This is a genomic window from Brevibacterium sp. CFH 10365, assembly GCF_009299785.1.
Taxonomy (GTDB): Bacteria; Actinomycetota; Actinomycetes; order Actinomycetales; family Brevibacteriaceae; genus Brevibacterium; species Brevibacterium limosum.
On sequence record NZ_VIGO01000006.1, the window covers coordinates 200850 to 215597 of the forward strand.

Genomic DNA, 14748 nt, shown 5'->3' on the forward strand with positions numbered 1-14748 from the left:
TGCGGATATGCTGGTGCCCAGTATGCATCTCAAAAGCCTGACACTGCGGGGATTCAAGTCCTTCGCCTCGGCGACGACCCTCCGATTCGAGCCGGGGATCACCTGCGTCGTCGGACCCAACGGCTCGGGCAAGTCCAACGTCGTCGACGCCCTGTCCTGGGTGATGGGCGAGCAGGGTGCGAAGAATCTGCGCGGCGGGAAGATGGACGACGTCATCTTCGCCGGAACCTCGAAACGGCAGGCCCTGGGGCGCGCCGAGGTGACTCTGACCATCGACAACACCGACGGAGCCATCCCCGTCGACTACACCGAGGTGACCATTTCGCGGACCCTGTTCCGCACCGGCGGATCCGAATACGCCGTCAACGGGGCCCCGGCCAGACTGCTCGACATCCAAGAGCTGCTCAACGACTCCGGCCTGGGCAAGGAGATGCACGTCATCGTCGGGCAGGGCCGCCTCGACGCGATCCTCCACGCCGACCCGCTCGAACGACGCAGCTTCATCGAAGAAGCCGCCGGAGTGCTCAAACATCGACGTCGCAAGGACAAAGCGGTCCGCAAACTTACCGGACTGCAGACGAACCTCGACCGCCTCACCGATCTGCGCACGGAACTCAACCGGCAGCTGGGCCCGCTGGGCCGGCAGGCCGAGGCCGCCGCGAAGGCCGCAACGGTCCAAGCGACCCTGCGCGATGCCACCGCCAGGCTGCTCGCCGACGATGCCGTGCGGATGCAGTCCTCCCTGGCCTCGACCAGCGACGGCGAAGACCACAGCGACCGCATCGCCGATCTCGACCGCACTCGCACCCGCACCGAGGCGCGACTGTCGGAGATCGAAGCCCGACTGTCCGAACTCGACAGTGAACTCGAAGTCCAACGCACCGCCGAATCGCGGACACAGACTTTGGTCGTGCGCGCCCAGGGACTGAGCCAACGTGCCGAGGACAAGAGATCCCACCTGCTCTCCGAGGTCACGAGCCTGGGGCGGCGGGAATCGAAGTCCCCCGAAGAGCTGCGCGCCCAGGCCGAACGGTTCCGTTCCGAACTCACCGACGCCGAGGCGGCCGTGACCGAGAAGACGAGTGCACTCGAGGCCAGCCAAGAGCGGAAGGAAGAACTCACCCAAGCGCTGCGCACCGCCGAAGACGAGGTCAAGGCCGCCCAGATCGCCATCACCGAAGCGGTGAAGAACCGTTCGGCGCTGCAGTCGAAGCAGACCCAGGCAGCCGAACGGATCACCGACCTCAGATCCCGGATCGAAGCCAATCGCACGGAGATCGAAACCGTCACCGCCCGCATCACGGAGCGCACCAGGGAACTCGACTCCGCCGAGACCGGAGTCGAGGACGTCGAGGCCGGAGAGACCGAACTCGACTCCGCCTACGAGACCGCGACGGAGGCGCAGGAGAAGTGTGAGACCGAACGCAGCCGGCTGCAGGAGCAGCGGGCGCAGGTCGCGTCCGAACTGTCCTCGGCGAAGGCCCGCGCAGAAGCCCTGGCCCTGGGCACCGCCTTGGAAGCCGACCTCGAAGACATCGTCAACGCGAATCTGCCGGGAGTGCGCACTGCCGTGACCGAACGGCTGAGCGTCGACCACGGGTTCGAAATGGCCGCGGCAGCGGCTCTGTCGACGACGGTCTCCGGCGTCATCGTCGATGACAGCGAAGTGGCGCTGGCAGTGCTCGACCACCTCGGCGAGGACACGAACGTGTCCCTCACCATCCCCGCCGGTGCCGAAACGACGGTCGGGAAGGGCGGCGGAAGTGCCCTTCCCACGCTGCCGGACCTGCCAGCGCCGGGACAGCTGCCCCGGGTGGGGGAGTCGGCAGGAGAGCTGCGGTGGCTCTCCGACATCGTCGACAGCGACGTTCCCGAACTGCGCACCCTGCTGGCCCGGGCCCTGCACGGAGTCGTCTGCGTCCCCGATGCACGGACCGGAATCGCCCTGACCGAGACCCGGCCCGAACTCACCGCCGTCACCGTCCACGGCGAAGTGCTCACCGCGACCCGCATCAGCCGGGCCCGCACCGCCTCGGGAACCCGCCTGGCCTCACAGACAGCGCTCGAGGACACACATTCCCTGATCGCCGACCTCGAGGGGCGAGCCGAGAAGCTCGACGCCGCTCTCGACGAGCTCGACCCGCGACTGACCGCCGCCCGAGAGGAAGCGGCCGCAGCGCTCGATGCCCTCCACTCCTCGGACGCGAAGATCATGGCCGCCGCCGAAGAGGTCTCACGCATCACCGGTGAGATCGGTGTGGCCCGCACGCGTCTGCAGCGCTCGCAGGAGAACGCCGCCGAACTCGAAACCCGCCTGGCTGCGGCCGAACGCGACTCGCAGTCGGCCGCGGCGGCGCTGGCCGGAGCCGCCGAAGTCGACGAAGTCGTCGACACCGCCGCCCGCGACGAACTCAGCGCACAGGTCGCCCAATCGTCGGAAGACCTCGTCGAAGCCCGCATCAGCCACCGGTCCGCAGCCGACCGGGCCCGGTTCCTGAGCGACCGCGTTGACTCCCTCCTGAGAGCGGCGAACGCCGAAGAGGCGGCGCGGGAGCAGACGCAGCGCACGATCGCGAAGAAGAAGCGCGCGGCCGCCTCGGTGCAGCTCATCGCCGAGACCGCGGCCGAAGCCGCGGAGTTGGCCACCTCCACGGTGGCCGAACTCGGTGAGGCGATCCAAGTCCTCGTCGACGAACGCGGCGGTCTGCGCGAAGAGAAGGGCCGCCTCGGCGAGGAATTGGGGTCGACGCGGACCCAGCTGCAGAAGCTCAGGGACGCCGCCGCCGAAGCGGAGCTCGCGAAGGAGCGGTTCCGGCTCAAGCTCGAGGAGATCGCGCACCGGTCTGAGGAGGAGACGGGGCTCGGCATCGACCGCCTCATCGACGAATTCGGGCCGCATCTGCCGGTGCCGTCGTTCGACGACGTAGCGGAGGACCGGCCGTATGTGCGTGCCGAGGTCGAGAAGCGGCAGAAGCAGGCTGCGTCGCAGCTCAAGCGCATCGGCACGGTCAACCCGCTCGCACTCGAGGAATACGAGGCGCTGAAGGAGCGGCATCAGTTCCTCGAGAAGCAGATCGCGGACATCGAGTCCTCACGCAAGGACCTCATGCAGCTCGTCGATGAGGTCGACCGGCACGTCGAACGCGTCTTCGCCGAAGCCTATGCGGACACGGCTCGGGAGTTCGAGGACATCTTCTCGCGACTCTTCCCCGGCGGTGAGGGTGCACTGAGCCTGACCGATCCCGACGATATGCTCACCACCGGCGTCGATGTGCACGCCCGGCCGGCGGGTAAGAAGGTCAAACGGCTGTCCCTGCTCTCAGGTGGCGAACGGTCGCTGGTGGCCGTGGCCATGCTGGTCGCGATCTTCAAGGCTCGGCCGAGCCCCTTCTACGTCATGGACGAGGTCGAAGCGGCCCTCGACGATCTCAACCTGTCGCGGCTGCTCACCGTGTTCGAAGAGCTGCAGGACTCCTCGCAGCTCATCGTCATCACCCACCAGAAACGGACCATGGAGATCGCCGACGCCCTCTACGGAGTGACGATGCACGGCGACGGAGTGTCGAAAGTCATATCGCAGCGGATTCCGTGATCGCCAGCCGACGTTTCAGCGAACGTGCCCGAGGTGACGGGCCGCCGTCTGGGCACAAGGCTGTTTGACGGTGACGCCCAGGACAGTCCCAGGGAATTTTGCAACTGCCGTATGGCGGCCGAGCACACTTCTCGTGGCCAGGGACTATAGACTTGGGCCGAGACACAGGTATTCGAAGAACGTGAGGAGCGAGACGTCCATGGCCGAGGCTGCTGAACTGCGAGGTGGCTCGAGGGCATGAATTCGGTACTGGTCGTCATCGTCGGACTTGCGATCTCGTTCGCTCTGGCACTCGTCGTCGTCCTCCTCGTGGCTCTGCCCGGCCTGCGTGCCGAAGGACGACTGCGATACTCCTCCGACGTGCAGCGATTCCGCCTGCCCTCCGAATGGACCGGCTACGACGACGAGGTCCACGAATTCTTCGGCCACGATGACGGCACCTCGCACCTGGCGACCAGGGAGCAGGCGGCGGTGACCGCGATCCGCGATCACTCCTATGTGCTGCGCCCCCAGCCAAGACGCCACGCGGCCCCCTCGCTCATCACGGTGCGCCCGCGCACCCGCCATTGGAAGATCCCGGAGTCGGGAACCGGGTGGAAGACCACTGCCGGGCTGCTCTTCGGCAGCCGCGGCTCCTGACCTCTGACCCACGCGGCCTCGAGCGCTCGAGGCTGAGAACAACGGAGACCGCGCCGACTGATTCCCGCGCGCTCACCGACAGACAGACACCAGCCCGGATGATTCCGGGAACTCGAGTGCCGGCGGCCTGACCGGCGGGGCTCAAAGGAGGACGGAAGAACCATGGATCAGCCGATCATCTTGCTCATCGTCGGGGCGATCGTGTTCGCCCTCATCGTCACCCTGGGCATCTCCCTGCGTGTCAACGCCCGCAGGAAGGGACTGGACGAGAAGCGCGGCATCGACGCCGAGGTCACCGGTGAGCTGAGCATCGATGACGTCGCCGAGGCGGTCGAGAAGGAAAAGGTCGAAGCGCGCGGTTCCGAGGTTCCCACCGAACCGGCCAGCCGCCTCGTGCGCCTGCGCGAGCGCCTGGCCAAGTCGAACACCGGGCTCGGCCGCGGACTGCTCAACCTCCTGTCACGCGACAACCTCGACGAATCCGCCTGGGAGGAGATCGAAGACACGCTCATCCTCGCCGATGTCGGGGTCGAACCGACGACCGAACTCGTCGACCGTCTGCGCGAACGCGTCAAAGTGCTCGGCACCCGGGACCCCGAAGAGGTCCGCGGACTGCTGCGCGAAGAGCTCATCAAACTCGTCGACCCGACGATGGACCGGTCCCTGGCCGACACCGGCAAGGGAGATGACCCCTCCGTCATCCTCGTCGTCGGTGTCAACGGTGCGGGAAAGACGACGACGGTGGGCAAGATCGCCCGTGTGCTCGTCGCCGAGGACAAGACCGTGCTGCTCGGTGCCGCGGACACCTTCCGTGCCGCCGCAGCCGAACAGCTGTCCACGTGGGGCGAACGCGTCGGCGTCGAAACCGTCCGCAAGGAAGAAGGTGCCGACCCCGCCTCGGTGGCGTACTCGGCCGTCGAGAAGGGGCAGGCCGACAACACCGACGTCGTCCTCATCGACACCGCCGGCCGTCTGCAGAACAAACGCGGACTCATGGATGAGCTCGGCAAGGTCAAACGGGTGGCCACCCGCCCGCTGGGGGAGGGCCATGAGATCGACGAAGTGCTCCTCGTCCTCGACGCGACCACCGGACAGAACGGCATGCAGCAGGCGAAGGTCTTCGCCGAGGCGGTCGACATCACCGGAATCGTGCTCACCAAGCTCGACGGCACCGCGAAGGGCGGAATCGTCGTCGCCGTCCAGCGTGAGCTCGGAGTGCCGGTCAAGCTCATCGGCCTCGGCGAGGGTGCAGACGATCTTGCACCATTCACCGCCGAAGGATTCGTCGACGCTCTGCTCGACTGAGTTCGCCTACTGATTCCGCCGGGCCTCGCCCTTGTATCTGCTGGGTGAGGCCCGGCTTGTCATAATCACGAAACATGACTGAAGCATCACTGTGACATGCGTCATGGAGACTGTCTCTGCACGGTTCGCTCCGGAACCGGCTTCGACAGATGAGAGACGACATGGAACTCGATGCAGTGAACGTATGGATGATGGTCGCGGCAGGGCTGGTGCTGCTCATGACCCCGGGGGTGGCGTTCTTCTACGGCGGGATGACGCGAATCACATCGGCCATCAACATGATGATGATGGTCTTCTCCGCAATGGCCGTCGGCGGACTCGTCTGGGTGCTGTACGGATACGGTCTGAGCTCGGGTGATTCGATCGCCGGAATCGTCGGCAACCCGCTGTCCCAGCTGGGACTCACGGGTGCCGTGGCCGATGATCCCGCCTCGCTCATCTCGATCGGCTACGGATCGACCTTCGCGATGATCGCGATCGCCCTCATCGCCGGAGCCGTCGCCGACCGAGCGAAGTTCTCCACCTGGCTCGTCTTCTCCGCCGCCTGGGTGACTCTCGTGTACTGCCCGCTGGCGTTCATGGTCTGGGGAGACGGGCTGCTCAGCGAATCCGGTGCGATCGGCCGCCTGTTCGGACCCGCCATCGACTTCGCCGGCGGCACCGTCGTCCACATCAACGCCGGTATCTCCGCCCTCGTCCTCGTCATCGTCATGGGACGCCGTGCCCGATTCTCGGCCCCGCACAAGCCGCACAACATTCCGATCACCGTGCTCGGAACGGCCCTGCTGTGGTTCGGATGGTTCGGCTTCAACGGAGGCGCCGCCTCGACGATCGAACAGGGCGGTCTGATCTGGATCAACACCCTGGCCGCCCCGGCCGCCGGCATGATCACCTGGATCATGATCGAACGGCTGAGGGCCTCGCGACCGAGCAGCATCGGCAGCGTCTCGGGTGCGATCGCCGGCCTCGTCGCCATCACCCCGGCGTGTGCGAACGTCGACCCCTACGCTGCCGTGCTCATCGGCATCGCCGCAGGTGCGGGAGCGATCTTCGCCGTCGAAGCGAAGAACCGTCTGCGGTATGACGATGCGCTCGATGTGGTGGCCGTCCACCTCGTCGCGGGTATCATCGGCACTGTGATGATCGGCTTCTTCGCCTTCCCGCACGAGGACGGACCGGCCGGTCTCTTCTACGGCGGCGGTGTCGAACTCCTCATCGCGCAGGTGCTCGCCTGCCTCGTGGCCGTCGTCTTCGCCGGGCTCGTCACGCTGGCCATCGCGCTGGTGCTGCGCCGGACGATGGGGCTGCGGATCGACCCGCGCGAGGAGCTCGAAGGGATCGACGCCTTCGAGCACGCGGAGCAGGCCTACTCCTTCCGGTGACCCGCGGCCGACTGGACGTCACTGCAGCCTGTGCCTCGTTGGTCACTGCTCGCGGCCTCGTGGTCACTGCTCGCGGCGATTCTTCCCCTTGCCGCCACTTCCTACAGGTACACGGGCATCCCTCACCGTTCCTCGCACCTCACCGCGCTGCGACGAGGTGGTGAGCCGGGAACGGTGAGGGATGCCTGGTTCTGATTGCGAAAACGACGCCCATGCAGAGGGTTTTTCGCCAACTCGGTGTGCGTCGGTGCCGCACCTGGCCTCGCCGACGCCACCTCTGCGGCCCGCTGCATCACTCACCACTGGCGCTGTCTCCTCCAGGTACTCGGGCATCCCTCACCGTTCCGGGCAATTCGCCCTGGTGGAACGAGAGGGTTTGCGATTGCCAAGGCGTTGTGCGAGCAAGTGTCGGGTATGGCACTCGCGGCGAGGGGTTCACGGGGCATTGTCAGGGCACGTGGTTTCAGCCGGACGCGGGTGACTTGCTAGTCTAGAGAGTCGACCAAACCATCGTGAAGAAGGCTTGTACGTGTTTAACTCTCTGTCCGACAGGCTCACCGCGACTTTCAAGAATCTGCGCGGGAAGGGCCGGCTGTCCGAAGCCGACGTCGATGCCACCATTCGTGAGATCAGACGTGCCCTGCTCGACGCCGACGTCGCCCTGCCTGTCGTGCGCTCCTTCACCGGCCGAATCCGCGAACGCGCCCTGTCCGAGGAGGTCTCGGGCGCACTCAACCCCGGCCAGCAGGTCGTCAAGATCGTCAACGACGAACTCGTCGGCATCCTCGGCGGTCAGACCCGACGTCTCGAGTTCGCCAAGCGTCCGCCGACGGTCATCATGCTCGCCGGCCTCCAGGGCGCCGGTAAGACCACCCTGGCAGGAAAGCTCGCCCACTGGCTGAAGTCAGAGGGCCACCGGCCGATGCTCGTCGCCGCCGACCTGCAGCGACCCAATGCGGTCAACCAGCTCCAGATCGTCGGCGAGCGTGCCGGTGCTGTGGTCTACGCCCCGGAGCCGGGCAACGGTGTGGGCGATCCGATCCAGGTCGCCACCGACTCGATCGAGGTCGCGAAGTCCAAACTCCACGACGTCGTCATCGTCGATACGGCCGGCCGCCTCGGCATCGACGAAGAGCTGATGAAGCAGGCCGCGGACATCCGCACCGCGGTCAACCCCGACGAAGTCCTCTTCGTCATCGATGCGATGATCGGTCAGGACGCGGTGAAGACCGCCGAGGCGTTCCTCGACGGCGTCGACTTCACCGGTGTCGTCCTCTCGAAACTCGATGGCGACTCCCGCGGCGGTGCTGCGCTGTCCGTCGCCGAGGTGACCGGAAAGCCGATCATGTTCGCCTCGACGGGCGAATCGATGAAAGACTTCGAACAGTTCCATCCGGATCGGATGGCCGACCGGATCCTCGACATGGGCGACATCATGACGCTCATCGAACAGGCCGAGAAGAACTTCGACGAAAAAGAGACCGAGAAGCTCAAGAAGAAGGTCGAATCCGGCGAGGACTTCGACCTCAACGACTTCCTCACCCAGATGTCGGGCCTGAAGAAGATGGGCTCGATGAAGAAGATGCTGGGCATGATGCCCGGGATGAGCCAGTACAAGGATCAGCTGGCGAACTTCGACGAGCGGGAGGTCGATCGGGTCGAAGCGATTGTGAGATCGATGACACCCCAGGAGCGGACGAACCCGAAGATCCTCAACGGCTCTCGTCGTGCCCGCATCGCCAAGGGCGCCGGCACCACCGTCACCGCGGTCAACCAGCTCATGGAGCGCTTCACCCAGGCGCAGAAGATGATGCGGTCGATGACCCGCGGTGGAGGGATGCCCGGAATGCCCGGTGGCGGCGGCATGCCGCAGATGCCCGGAATGGGCGGAATGCCCGGCGCCTCGGGCGGAAAGAAGAAGAAAGCCGCAGGGAAGAAGAAGGGCCGCAAGGGCGGCCAGTCGGGCAACCCGGCAAAGCGTGCGCAGGAGGCGCAGGCACTGGCCGATAAGAAGGCGGGCAAGACCCAGGATCCGGTCGGTTCGGCCTTCGGCGGAGTCGATCTGGACAAGGACGAGGAATTCGATCCGGCGAACCTGCCCAAGGGCTTCGGCGGAATCTTCCCAGGCGGAAAGAAGTAGAGTCTTCCCAAGTGGCAAGAAGCAGAGCCTTCTGGCACAATTGACTCTTGTACTTTTGCTCTCGGTCCGGGCCCTCTCATCCGCGCCGAAGTGATAGTCCGAGCCGCAGCTCCCGGCAGGTCAACCCCACGATTCTTCTGGGACAGCTGTGCACACAGAACACAAAAGGAGACACCACTAAAGTGGCAGTCAAAATTCGTCTGACCCGCATGGGCAAGATCCGTGCACCCTTCTACCGCGTCGTCGTCATGGATTCGCGCACGCGTCGTGACGGCAAGGCAAAAGAGCAGATCGGCATCTACCACCCGACGCGCGAGCCTTCGGTCGTGGAGATCGACTCCGAGCGCGCTCAGTACTGGCTCTCGGTGGGCGCCCAGCCCACCGATCAGGTGCGTGCACTGCTCAAGCTCACCGGCGACTGGCAGAAGTTCAAGGGTGAAGGTGAAGCGGTCAACACCGTGAAGCCGCAGCCGGAGAAGGAGGCCTACGTGGCTCCCAACGCCGAATCGGTGATCAAGGAAGCCATCACCCAGAAGGGCGGCAGCAAGTCCGAGGCTCCGGCCGAGGAAGCAGCCGAGGTCGCTGAAGAGAGCGCTGAAGCCTGAGATGTTGCCTGATTCGCTCGAACATCTGGTCCGCGGAATCGTCGATCATCCCGACGACGTCTCCGTTCGTTCGCGTTCTTCGCAGCGCGGCACGACCCTCGAGGTCCGGGTTCACCCCGACGACCTCGGGCGGGTCATCGGCCGTGCAGGCAGGACCGCCAAGGCCCTGCGCACCGTGATGAACTCGCTGGCCGGCCGTGAGTCGGTGCGAGTGGACCTCGTCGAGGCGTAATCCGAACATCCGAGAGGGGATGCAGCGCACTGCCGCTGCATCCCCTCTCGTGCATTCACTCACCGGTCGCCGACTAGACTGGTGCCAGAACACGGCGGTCGGCCGACGGACTGCAAGTGCAGCCACCGATGCGCGTGGTCGGCCGGACAGACATCGACAGCAATCTTCGAGGAGCAGTATGGACACGGTGATCGCCCGGCTGGGCAAGCCGCACGGAATCAAGGGCGAGTTCACCGTCGAGGTGCGCACCGACCGACCCGAGGACCGGCTGAATCCCGGAGCGAGCTTCGCCACCGATCCCGATATCGGACCGCTGACGCTGAAGTCGGCGAGGTGGCACCGCGACCGCCTGCTCCTGGCCTTCGACGAGGTCCCCGACCGCAACCGCGCCGAGGAGATCCGCAACACCCTCATCCTCGCCGAGGCGGCCGACGACGAGGACGATTCCGACGCCTGGTACCTCGACGACCTCATCGGACTCTCGGTCTATGAGAACGACGCCCTCGTCGGCGAGATCGTCGACGTCACGAACGGCACCGCCCAGGATCTGCTGCACATGAAGCACACCGACGGACACGTTGTGCTCATCCCGTTCGTCACCGAGATCGTGCCCGACGTCGACATCGACGCCGGTCGCATCAACGTCACCCCGCCCGCCGGCCTCTTCGACGCCGAATGAGCGAAACGTCTCCGATGACCGGCAACGACAGCCCCGCCGAGGCGGTCCCACCCGAACCCGTGACGCCGGATCCCACCCCCGCCGAGGCGGCCGGACCGCAGATGTCGATCGACGTCGTCTCGATCTTTCCCGAATATCTCTCCGGGCTGCAGCTCTCGCTCATCGGCAAAGCCGTCGACCGTGGGCAGCTGAGCCTGGGCGTCCACGACCTGCGGGACTTCACCTTCGACCGGCACAACACGGTCGATGATTCGCCCTACGGCGGGGGAGCGGGCATGGTCATGAAGGCCGAACCCTGGGCCCTCGCTCTCGAGCACATCCTCGCGAGACGCGGCAGCGCTGCGGTGGGTGACAGTCCGGAAGGCGGCCGGAACGACAGTCCTGCGGTCGGATCAAAACCGACGCTCATCGTGCCCAGCCCCGCCGGGCAGGTGTTCGACCAGCGCATCGCCGAAGACCTCGCCGACCGGGACCACCTTGTCTTCGCCTGCGGACGCTACGAAGGCATCGACCAGCGCGTCATCGACTGGGCGGGAGAGCACTTCGAACTGCTGCCCATGAGCATCGGCGACTACGTCCTCAACGGCGGGGAAGTCGCCTCGATGGTGATGATCGAGGCCGTCAGCCGCCTCATCCCCGGTGTCATCGGCAATCCCGAGTCGCTGGCCGAGGAGAGTCACGAAGACGGGCTGCTCGAATACCCCATCTATACGAAGCCGGCGAACTGGCGCGGACGTGAGGTGCCCGAGATCCTGCTCAGCGGCAACCATGCCGCGATCGCACGCTGGCGACGTGACCGACGTCTCGAACGCACCGCAGAAGTCAGACCCGACCTGCTCGAGAGACTCGATGACCTGAACAAGGACGACCTGGCGGCGCTCGAGCGGTTTGAGTCTGAGCGCTCAACCGTGACAGAATAGAGCGTCGCGTTTGTTGGCGCTCACCTGCTTCAGGGGGATGAGTGCCCACGGTGGCTCGTCGCGTAAGATTCGGCGGGTCGACGGGGAGAGATCCCGACAGACGATCCAGTTGCCGGTTCACCGGTCCGATATGCGTGTCCTCGACCTGAAGCAGAGGCCACAGGAGAAACCACAATGCAGAAGCTCGATGTTGTAGATGCAGCCTCGCTGAAGTCTGATGTTCCCGAATTCCGTGCGGGCGACACCCTCAACGTTCACGTCAAGGTGATCGAAGGTTCGCGCTCGCGTATCCAGGTCTTCAAGGGAATCGTCATCCGTCGCCAGGGCGACGGCGTCCGCGAGACCTTCACCGTCCGTAAGATCAGCTTCGGCGTCGGTGTGGAGCGTACCTTCCCGGTGCACTCGCCCAACGTCGACAAGATCGAGGTCCTCACCCGCGGCGCCGTCCGCCGTGCAAAGCTGTACTACCTGCGCGAACTGCGCGGCAAGGCCGCTCGCATCCGCGAAAAGGCCTGATTTGCCCGGCACTGTGGGAGATGATCACACGGTGCCGAACAGACATGAAGACGCGACCTTCGGGTCGCGTCTTCTGTCTTCGGCACGCTTCTGGAAGGCGATCGTGGCGATCGTCGTCGTCATCGTCGTCCTCGGCGGGTCGATCCGCGGATTCGTCATCCAGCGCTTCACGATTCCGAGCGCGTCGATGGAGCCGACGCTGCAGGTCGACGACTCGATCACAGTGTGGCGTCCGGACGCCCTGCGCGGAGACATCCGACGCGGAGACATCGTCGTCTTCGACGGTCGCGGGTCGTTCGTCGACGATGCGCTGCCCACCCCTCTGCAGAAGATCGGATCCTGGGTCGGACTCGGCCCCCGCGACGTCTACTACGTCAAACGCGTCATCGCCGTCGGCGGTGACACCCTCGAATGCTGCGACGCGAAGGGGCGTCTGCTCCTCAACGGCAAGCCCCTGAACGAAGACTATGCCCCGTCCCCAGCCTCCGCGGTGGAGTTCTCCGTCGAAGTCCCCGAGGACACCATGTGGATGATGGGCGACAACCGCAACGACTCCGCCGACTCACGATCGCTGCTGGGACGGCCCGGTGGGGGCTTCATCCCCACCGATCGGGTCATCGGCCCCGTGATCGGTCACGGCTCATCGATCGACTGAGAGCCGCCTCGGCGAGGGGCATCTGGGTCGTCTGAGCCTTCGCACGGTCGACTGAGCGTTCGCACGGAACTGTACTGCGGCTGAGCGTGCGGTGCCGGTCGTGCTGATACGCTCGGTTCAGTCCACAGCCGCAGCCCTGGTCCGATGTGAAAGCGAACGAATGACAAGCGAATCCGAAGCTTCCCCGCCACCTGCCTCGAAACGGTTCGCGCGCGGGCTGTTGGAGACCGTGGCGATCATCGTCATCGCCCTGCTCATCTCGACGGCGCTGAAGACGTGGGTCGTCCGCGCTTTCTATATTCCGTCCGAATCCATGATGACCACCCTCCAGGTCGATGACCGCGTGCTCGTCAACCAGCTGGCTCACCGCTTCGGACCCGCGGACCGCGGCGACATCATCGTCTTCGACGACCCGGATCATTGGCTCTCGGCCGCCGAGACCACCGAATACACACCCAACCCGTTTCTCGAATTCATCGGCTTGGCCCCCTCGGACGCGGGAAATCAGCTGATCAAACGCGTCATCGGCGTCGGCGGCGACACCATCCGCTGCTGTGACTCAGAAGGACGCCTGCTGGTCAACGGCGAACCGATCGACGAGACCTACCTCGACGAAGGCACCGCCCCCTCGGATGTCGAATTCGAGATCACCGTGCCCGAGGGCCACTACTGGGTGATGGGCGACAACCGCGGCAACTCCGCTGACTCCCGGTACCACATGGACACCGACCCCTATGTGGCCGAGGACGACGTGGTCGGCACCGTGTTCCTCATCAACTGGCCGTTCAAGCACTTCAGCTGGGTCTCCACCCCCGACGAGGTCTTCGCGGACGTGCCGGACACCGCAGAGGGAATCACCGGGAACTGATGGCCGTACGTGGACTCACCGACCTCAGCGTCGAACGCGGACTGCTGAGCGAGGGATTCGATTTCGTCATCGGCGTCGACGAGGTAGGCCGCGGCGCTCTGGCCGGCCCGGTCAGCGTCGGCGTCGCCCTGTTCGATCTGCGCGCCCTCACTGCCGCCGAGGTGCCTGCCGGCATCCATGATTCGAAGCAGCTGAGCGCGCAGTCCAGACGGGATGCCACCGACCGCGTGCGATCATGGGCGGCCGCCGCGGCGGTGGGGTCGACGACCCCTGCCGAACTCGACGAGGTGGGGATGACGATGGCGCTCAACCTCGCCGGACGTCGCGCCATGCTCTCGGTACTCCGGGAATGGGCCGGCGCCGGTTCGGTCGGGCACGGTCCGAACGGGTTCGACGAGACCGGCGTGACCGCCTCGGCGAGGGTTCTGCCTGACCGGACGATGGTCCTCCTCGACGGGCGGCACGATTGGCTGTCTGCTCCACTCACCCTCGATTGCCTGGGGATATTCGGCGACTGTGCCAACCTCGAACTGCCGCCGGTGCGCACCATCATCAAGGGCGACGGCTCCGTTCCGGCGATCGCGGCGGCGAGCATCGTGGCGAAAGTGGCACGCGATGAGGCGATGATCGTACTCGCCGAAGCCCATCCGCACTATGGTTGGGAATCGAACGTGGGATACGGGACGGTGAAGCACCGGCAGGGCATCGCCGAACTCGGACCCTGCATCCACCACCGGAGAAGCTTCCGCCTGAGCGCGGACACAGGAGCGAAGGAGGGCCTGTCATGAGTGCCGATGATCTTGACGACTACGAAGCACAACTCGAGCTTGCGCTGTACAAGGAATACCGAGACGTCGTCGGTCTCTTCGCCTACGTCGTCGAGACCGAGCGCCGGTTCTACCTCGCCAACCATGTCGACCTCAAGGCTCACAACGATGCCGGCGACGTGTACTTCGAACTCACCCTGCGCGATGCCTGGGTGTGGGACAGCTACCGGTCGGCACGGTTCATCAAGACCGTGCATGTGCTGACGTTCAAGGACGTCAACATCGAGGAGATCGCGAAATCCGATCTCGAGCCGCCGACCGCGATCCGCGGCTGAGGCTGCTCTCTCAGTCCTTCGACGAATCCTGGGCTCACCCACTCCTGCGCCGATCGCTGGGGATGAGGCCCTGACTCGATCGTCATGAGCCTGTGGAGGAGTGAGCCTCCTCC

Annotated in this window: 14 protein-coding genes; all 14 read left to right on the plus strand. The window is 65.4% G+C overall.

Going from position 1 to position 14748, the window contains the following annotated elements; translation table 11 throughout:
* The first annotated feature begins 22 nt into the window (after positions 1–22).
* Entirely contained in the window at positions 23–3592 is a 3570-nt protein-coding gene (smc, locus tag FHG09_RS13700) for a chromosome segregation protein SMC (RefSeq protein ID WP_152348208.1), read from the plus strand.
* A 237-nt stretch (positions 3593–3829) separates the two neighbouring features.
* Complete coding sequence (locus tag FHG09_RS13705) at positions 3830–4231, plus strand: hypothetical protein (RefSeq protein ID WP_152348209.1); 402 nt, start codon at positions 3830–3832, stop codon at positions 4229–4231.
* 162 nt (positions 4232–4393) lie between these two features.
* Positions 4394–5536 carry a signal recognition particle-docking protein FtsY gene (ftsY, locus tag FHG09_RS13710; protein WP_152348210.1) on the plus strand — a complete coding sequence of 381 codons (1143 nt, stop codon included), beginning with the start codon at positions 4394–4396 and terminating at the stop codon, positions 5534–5536.
* A gap of 161 nt (positions 5537–5697) precedes the next feature.
* Positions 5698–6918, plus strand: coding sequence for an ammonium transporter (locus tag FHG09_RS13715; RefSeq protein WP_152348211.1), 1221 nt, complete (start codon positions 5698–5700; stop codon positions 6916–6918).
* Between the two features lie 529 nt (positions 6919–7447).
* A complete protein-coding gene (gene ffh / locus FHG09_RS13720) occupies positions 7448–9058 on the plus strand; it encodes a signal recognition particle protein (RefSeq protein ID WP_152348212.1) in 1611 nt (536 codons plus the stop codon).
* Positions 9059–9240: 182 nt separating this feature from the next.
* Positions 9241–9663 (plus strand): 30S ribosomal protein S16, encoded by a 423-nt coding sequence (gene rpsP / locus FHG09_RS13725; protein ID WP_152348213.1) that lies wholly within the window; start codon positions 9241–9243, stop codon positions 9661–9663.
* A gap of 1 nt (position 9664) precedes the next feature.
* Positions 9665–9895 (plus strand): RNA-binding protein, encoded by a 231-nt coding sequence (locus FHG09_RS13730; RefSeq protein WP_152348214.1) that lies wholly within the window; start codon positions 9665–9667, stop codon positions 9893–9895.
* A 178-nt stretch (positions 9896–10073) separates the two neighbouring features.
* Positions 10074–10574, plus strand: a complete 501-nt coding sequence (gene rimM / locus FHG09_RS13735; protein ID WP_152348215.1) for a ribosome maturation factor RimM — start codon at positions 10074–10076, stop codon at positions 10572–10574.
* 101 nt (positions 10575–10675) lie between these two features.
* On the plus strand, positions 10676–11494 hold the full coding sequence (gene trmD / locus FHG09_RS13740) for a tRNA (guanosine(37)-N1)-methyltransferase TrmD (protein ID WP_152348373.1): 819 nt from the start codon (positions 10676–10678) through the stop codon (positions 11492–11494).
* 174 nt (positions 11495–11668) lie between these two features.
* Positions 11669–12010, plus strand: a complete 342-nt coding sequence (rplS, locus tag FHG09_RS13745; protein WP_039210968.1) for a 50S ribosomal protein L19 — start codon at positions 11669–11671, stop codon at positions 12008–12010.
* Between the two features lie 31 nt (positions 12011–12041).
* A complete protein-coding gene (lepB, locus tag FHG09_RS13750) occupies positions 12042–12665 on the plus strand; it encodes a signal peptidase I (RefSeq protein ID WP_152348216.1) in 624 nt (207 codons plus the stop codon).
* 160 nt (positions 12666–12825) lie between these two features.
* The gene (gene lepB / locus FHG09_RS13755; protein ID WP_152348217.1) at positions 12826–13533 is read left to right on the plus strand and encodes a signal peptidase I; all 708 of its coding nucleotides are present in this window, start codon (positions 12826–12828) and stop codon (positions 13531–13533) included.
* Positions 13533–14321: a ribonuclease HII gene (locus tag FHG09_RS13760; RefSeq protein ID WP_152348218.1), complete on the plus strand. Its 789-nt coding sequence runs from the start codon at positions 13533–13535 to the stop codon at positions 14319–14321. Before lepB (FHG09_RS13755) ends, FHG09_RS13760 begins: the two co-directional genes overlap by 1 nt.
* Complete coding sequence (locus FHG09_RS13765) at positions 14318–14635, plus strand: DUF2469 domain-containing protein (protein ID WP_025777313.1); 318 nt, start codon at positions 14318–14320, stop codon at positions 14633–14635. The genes FHG09_RS13760 and FHG09_RS13765 overlap by 4 nt, the downstream gene beginning before the upstream one ends.
* The last annotated feature ends 113 nt before the right edge of the window (positions 14636–14748 follow it).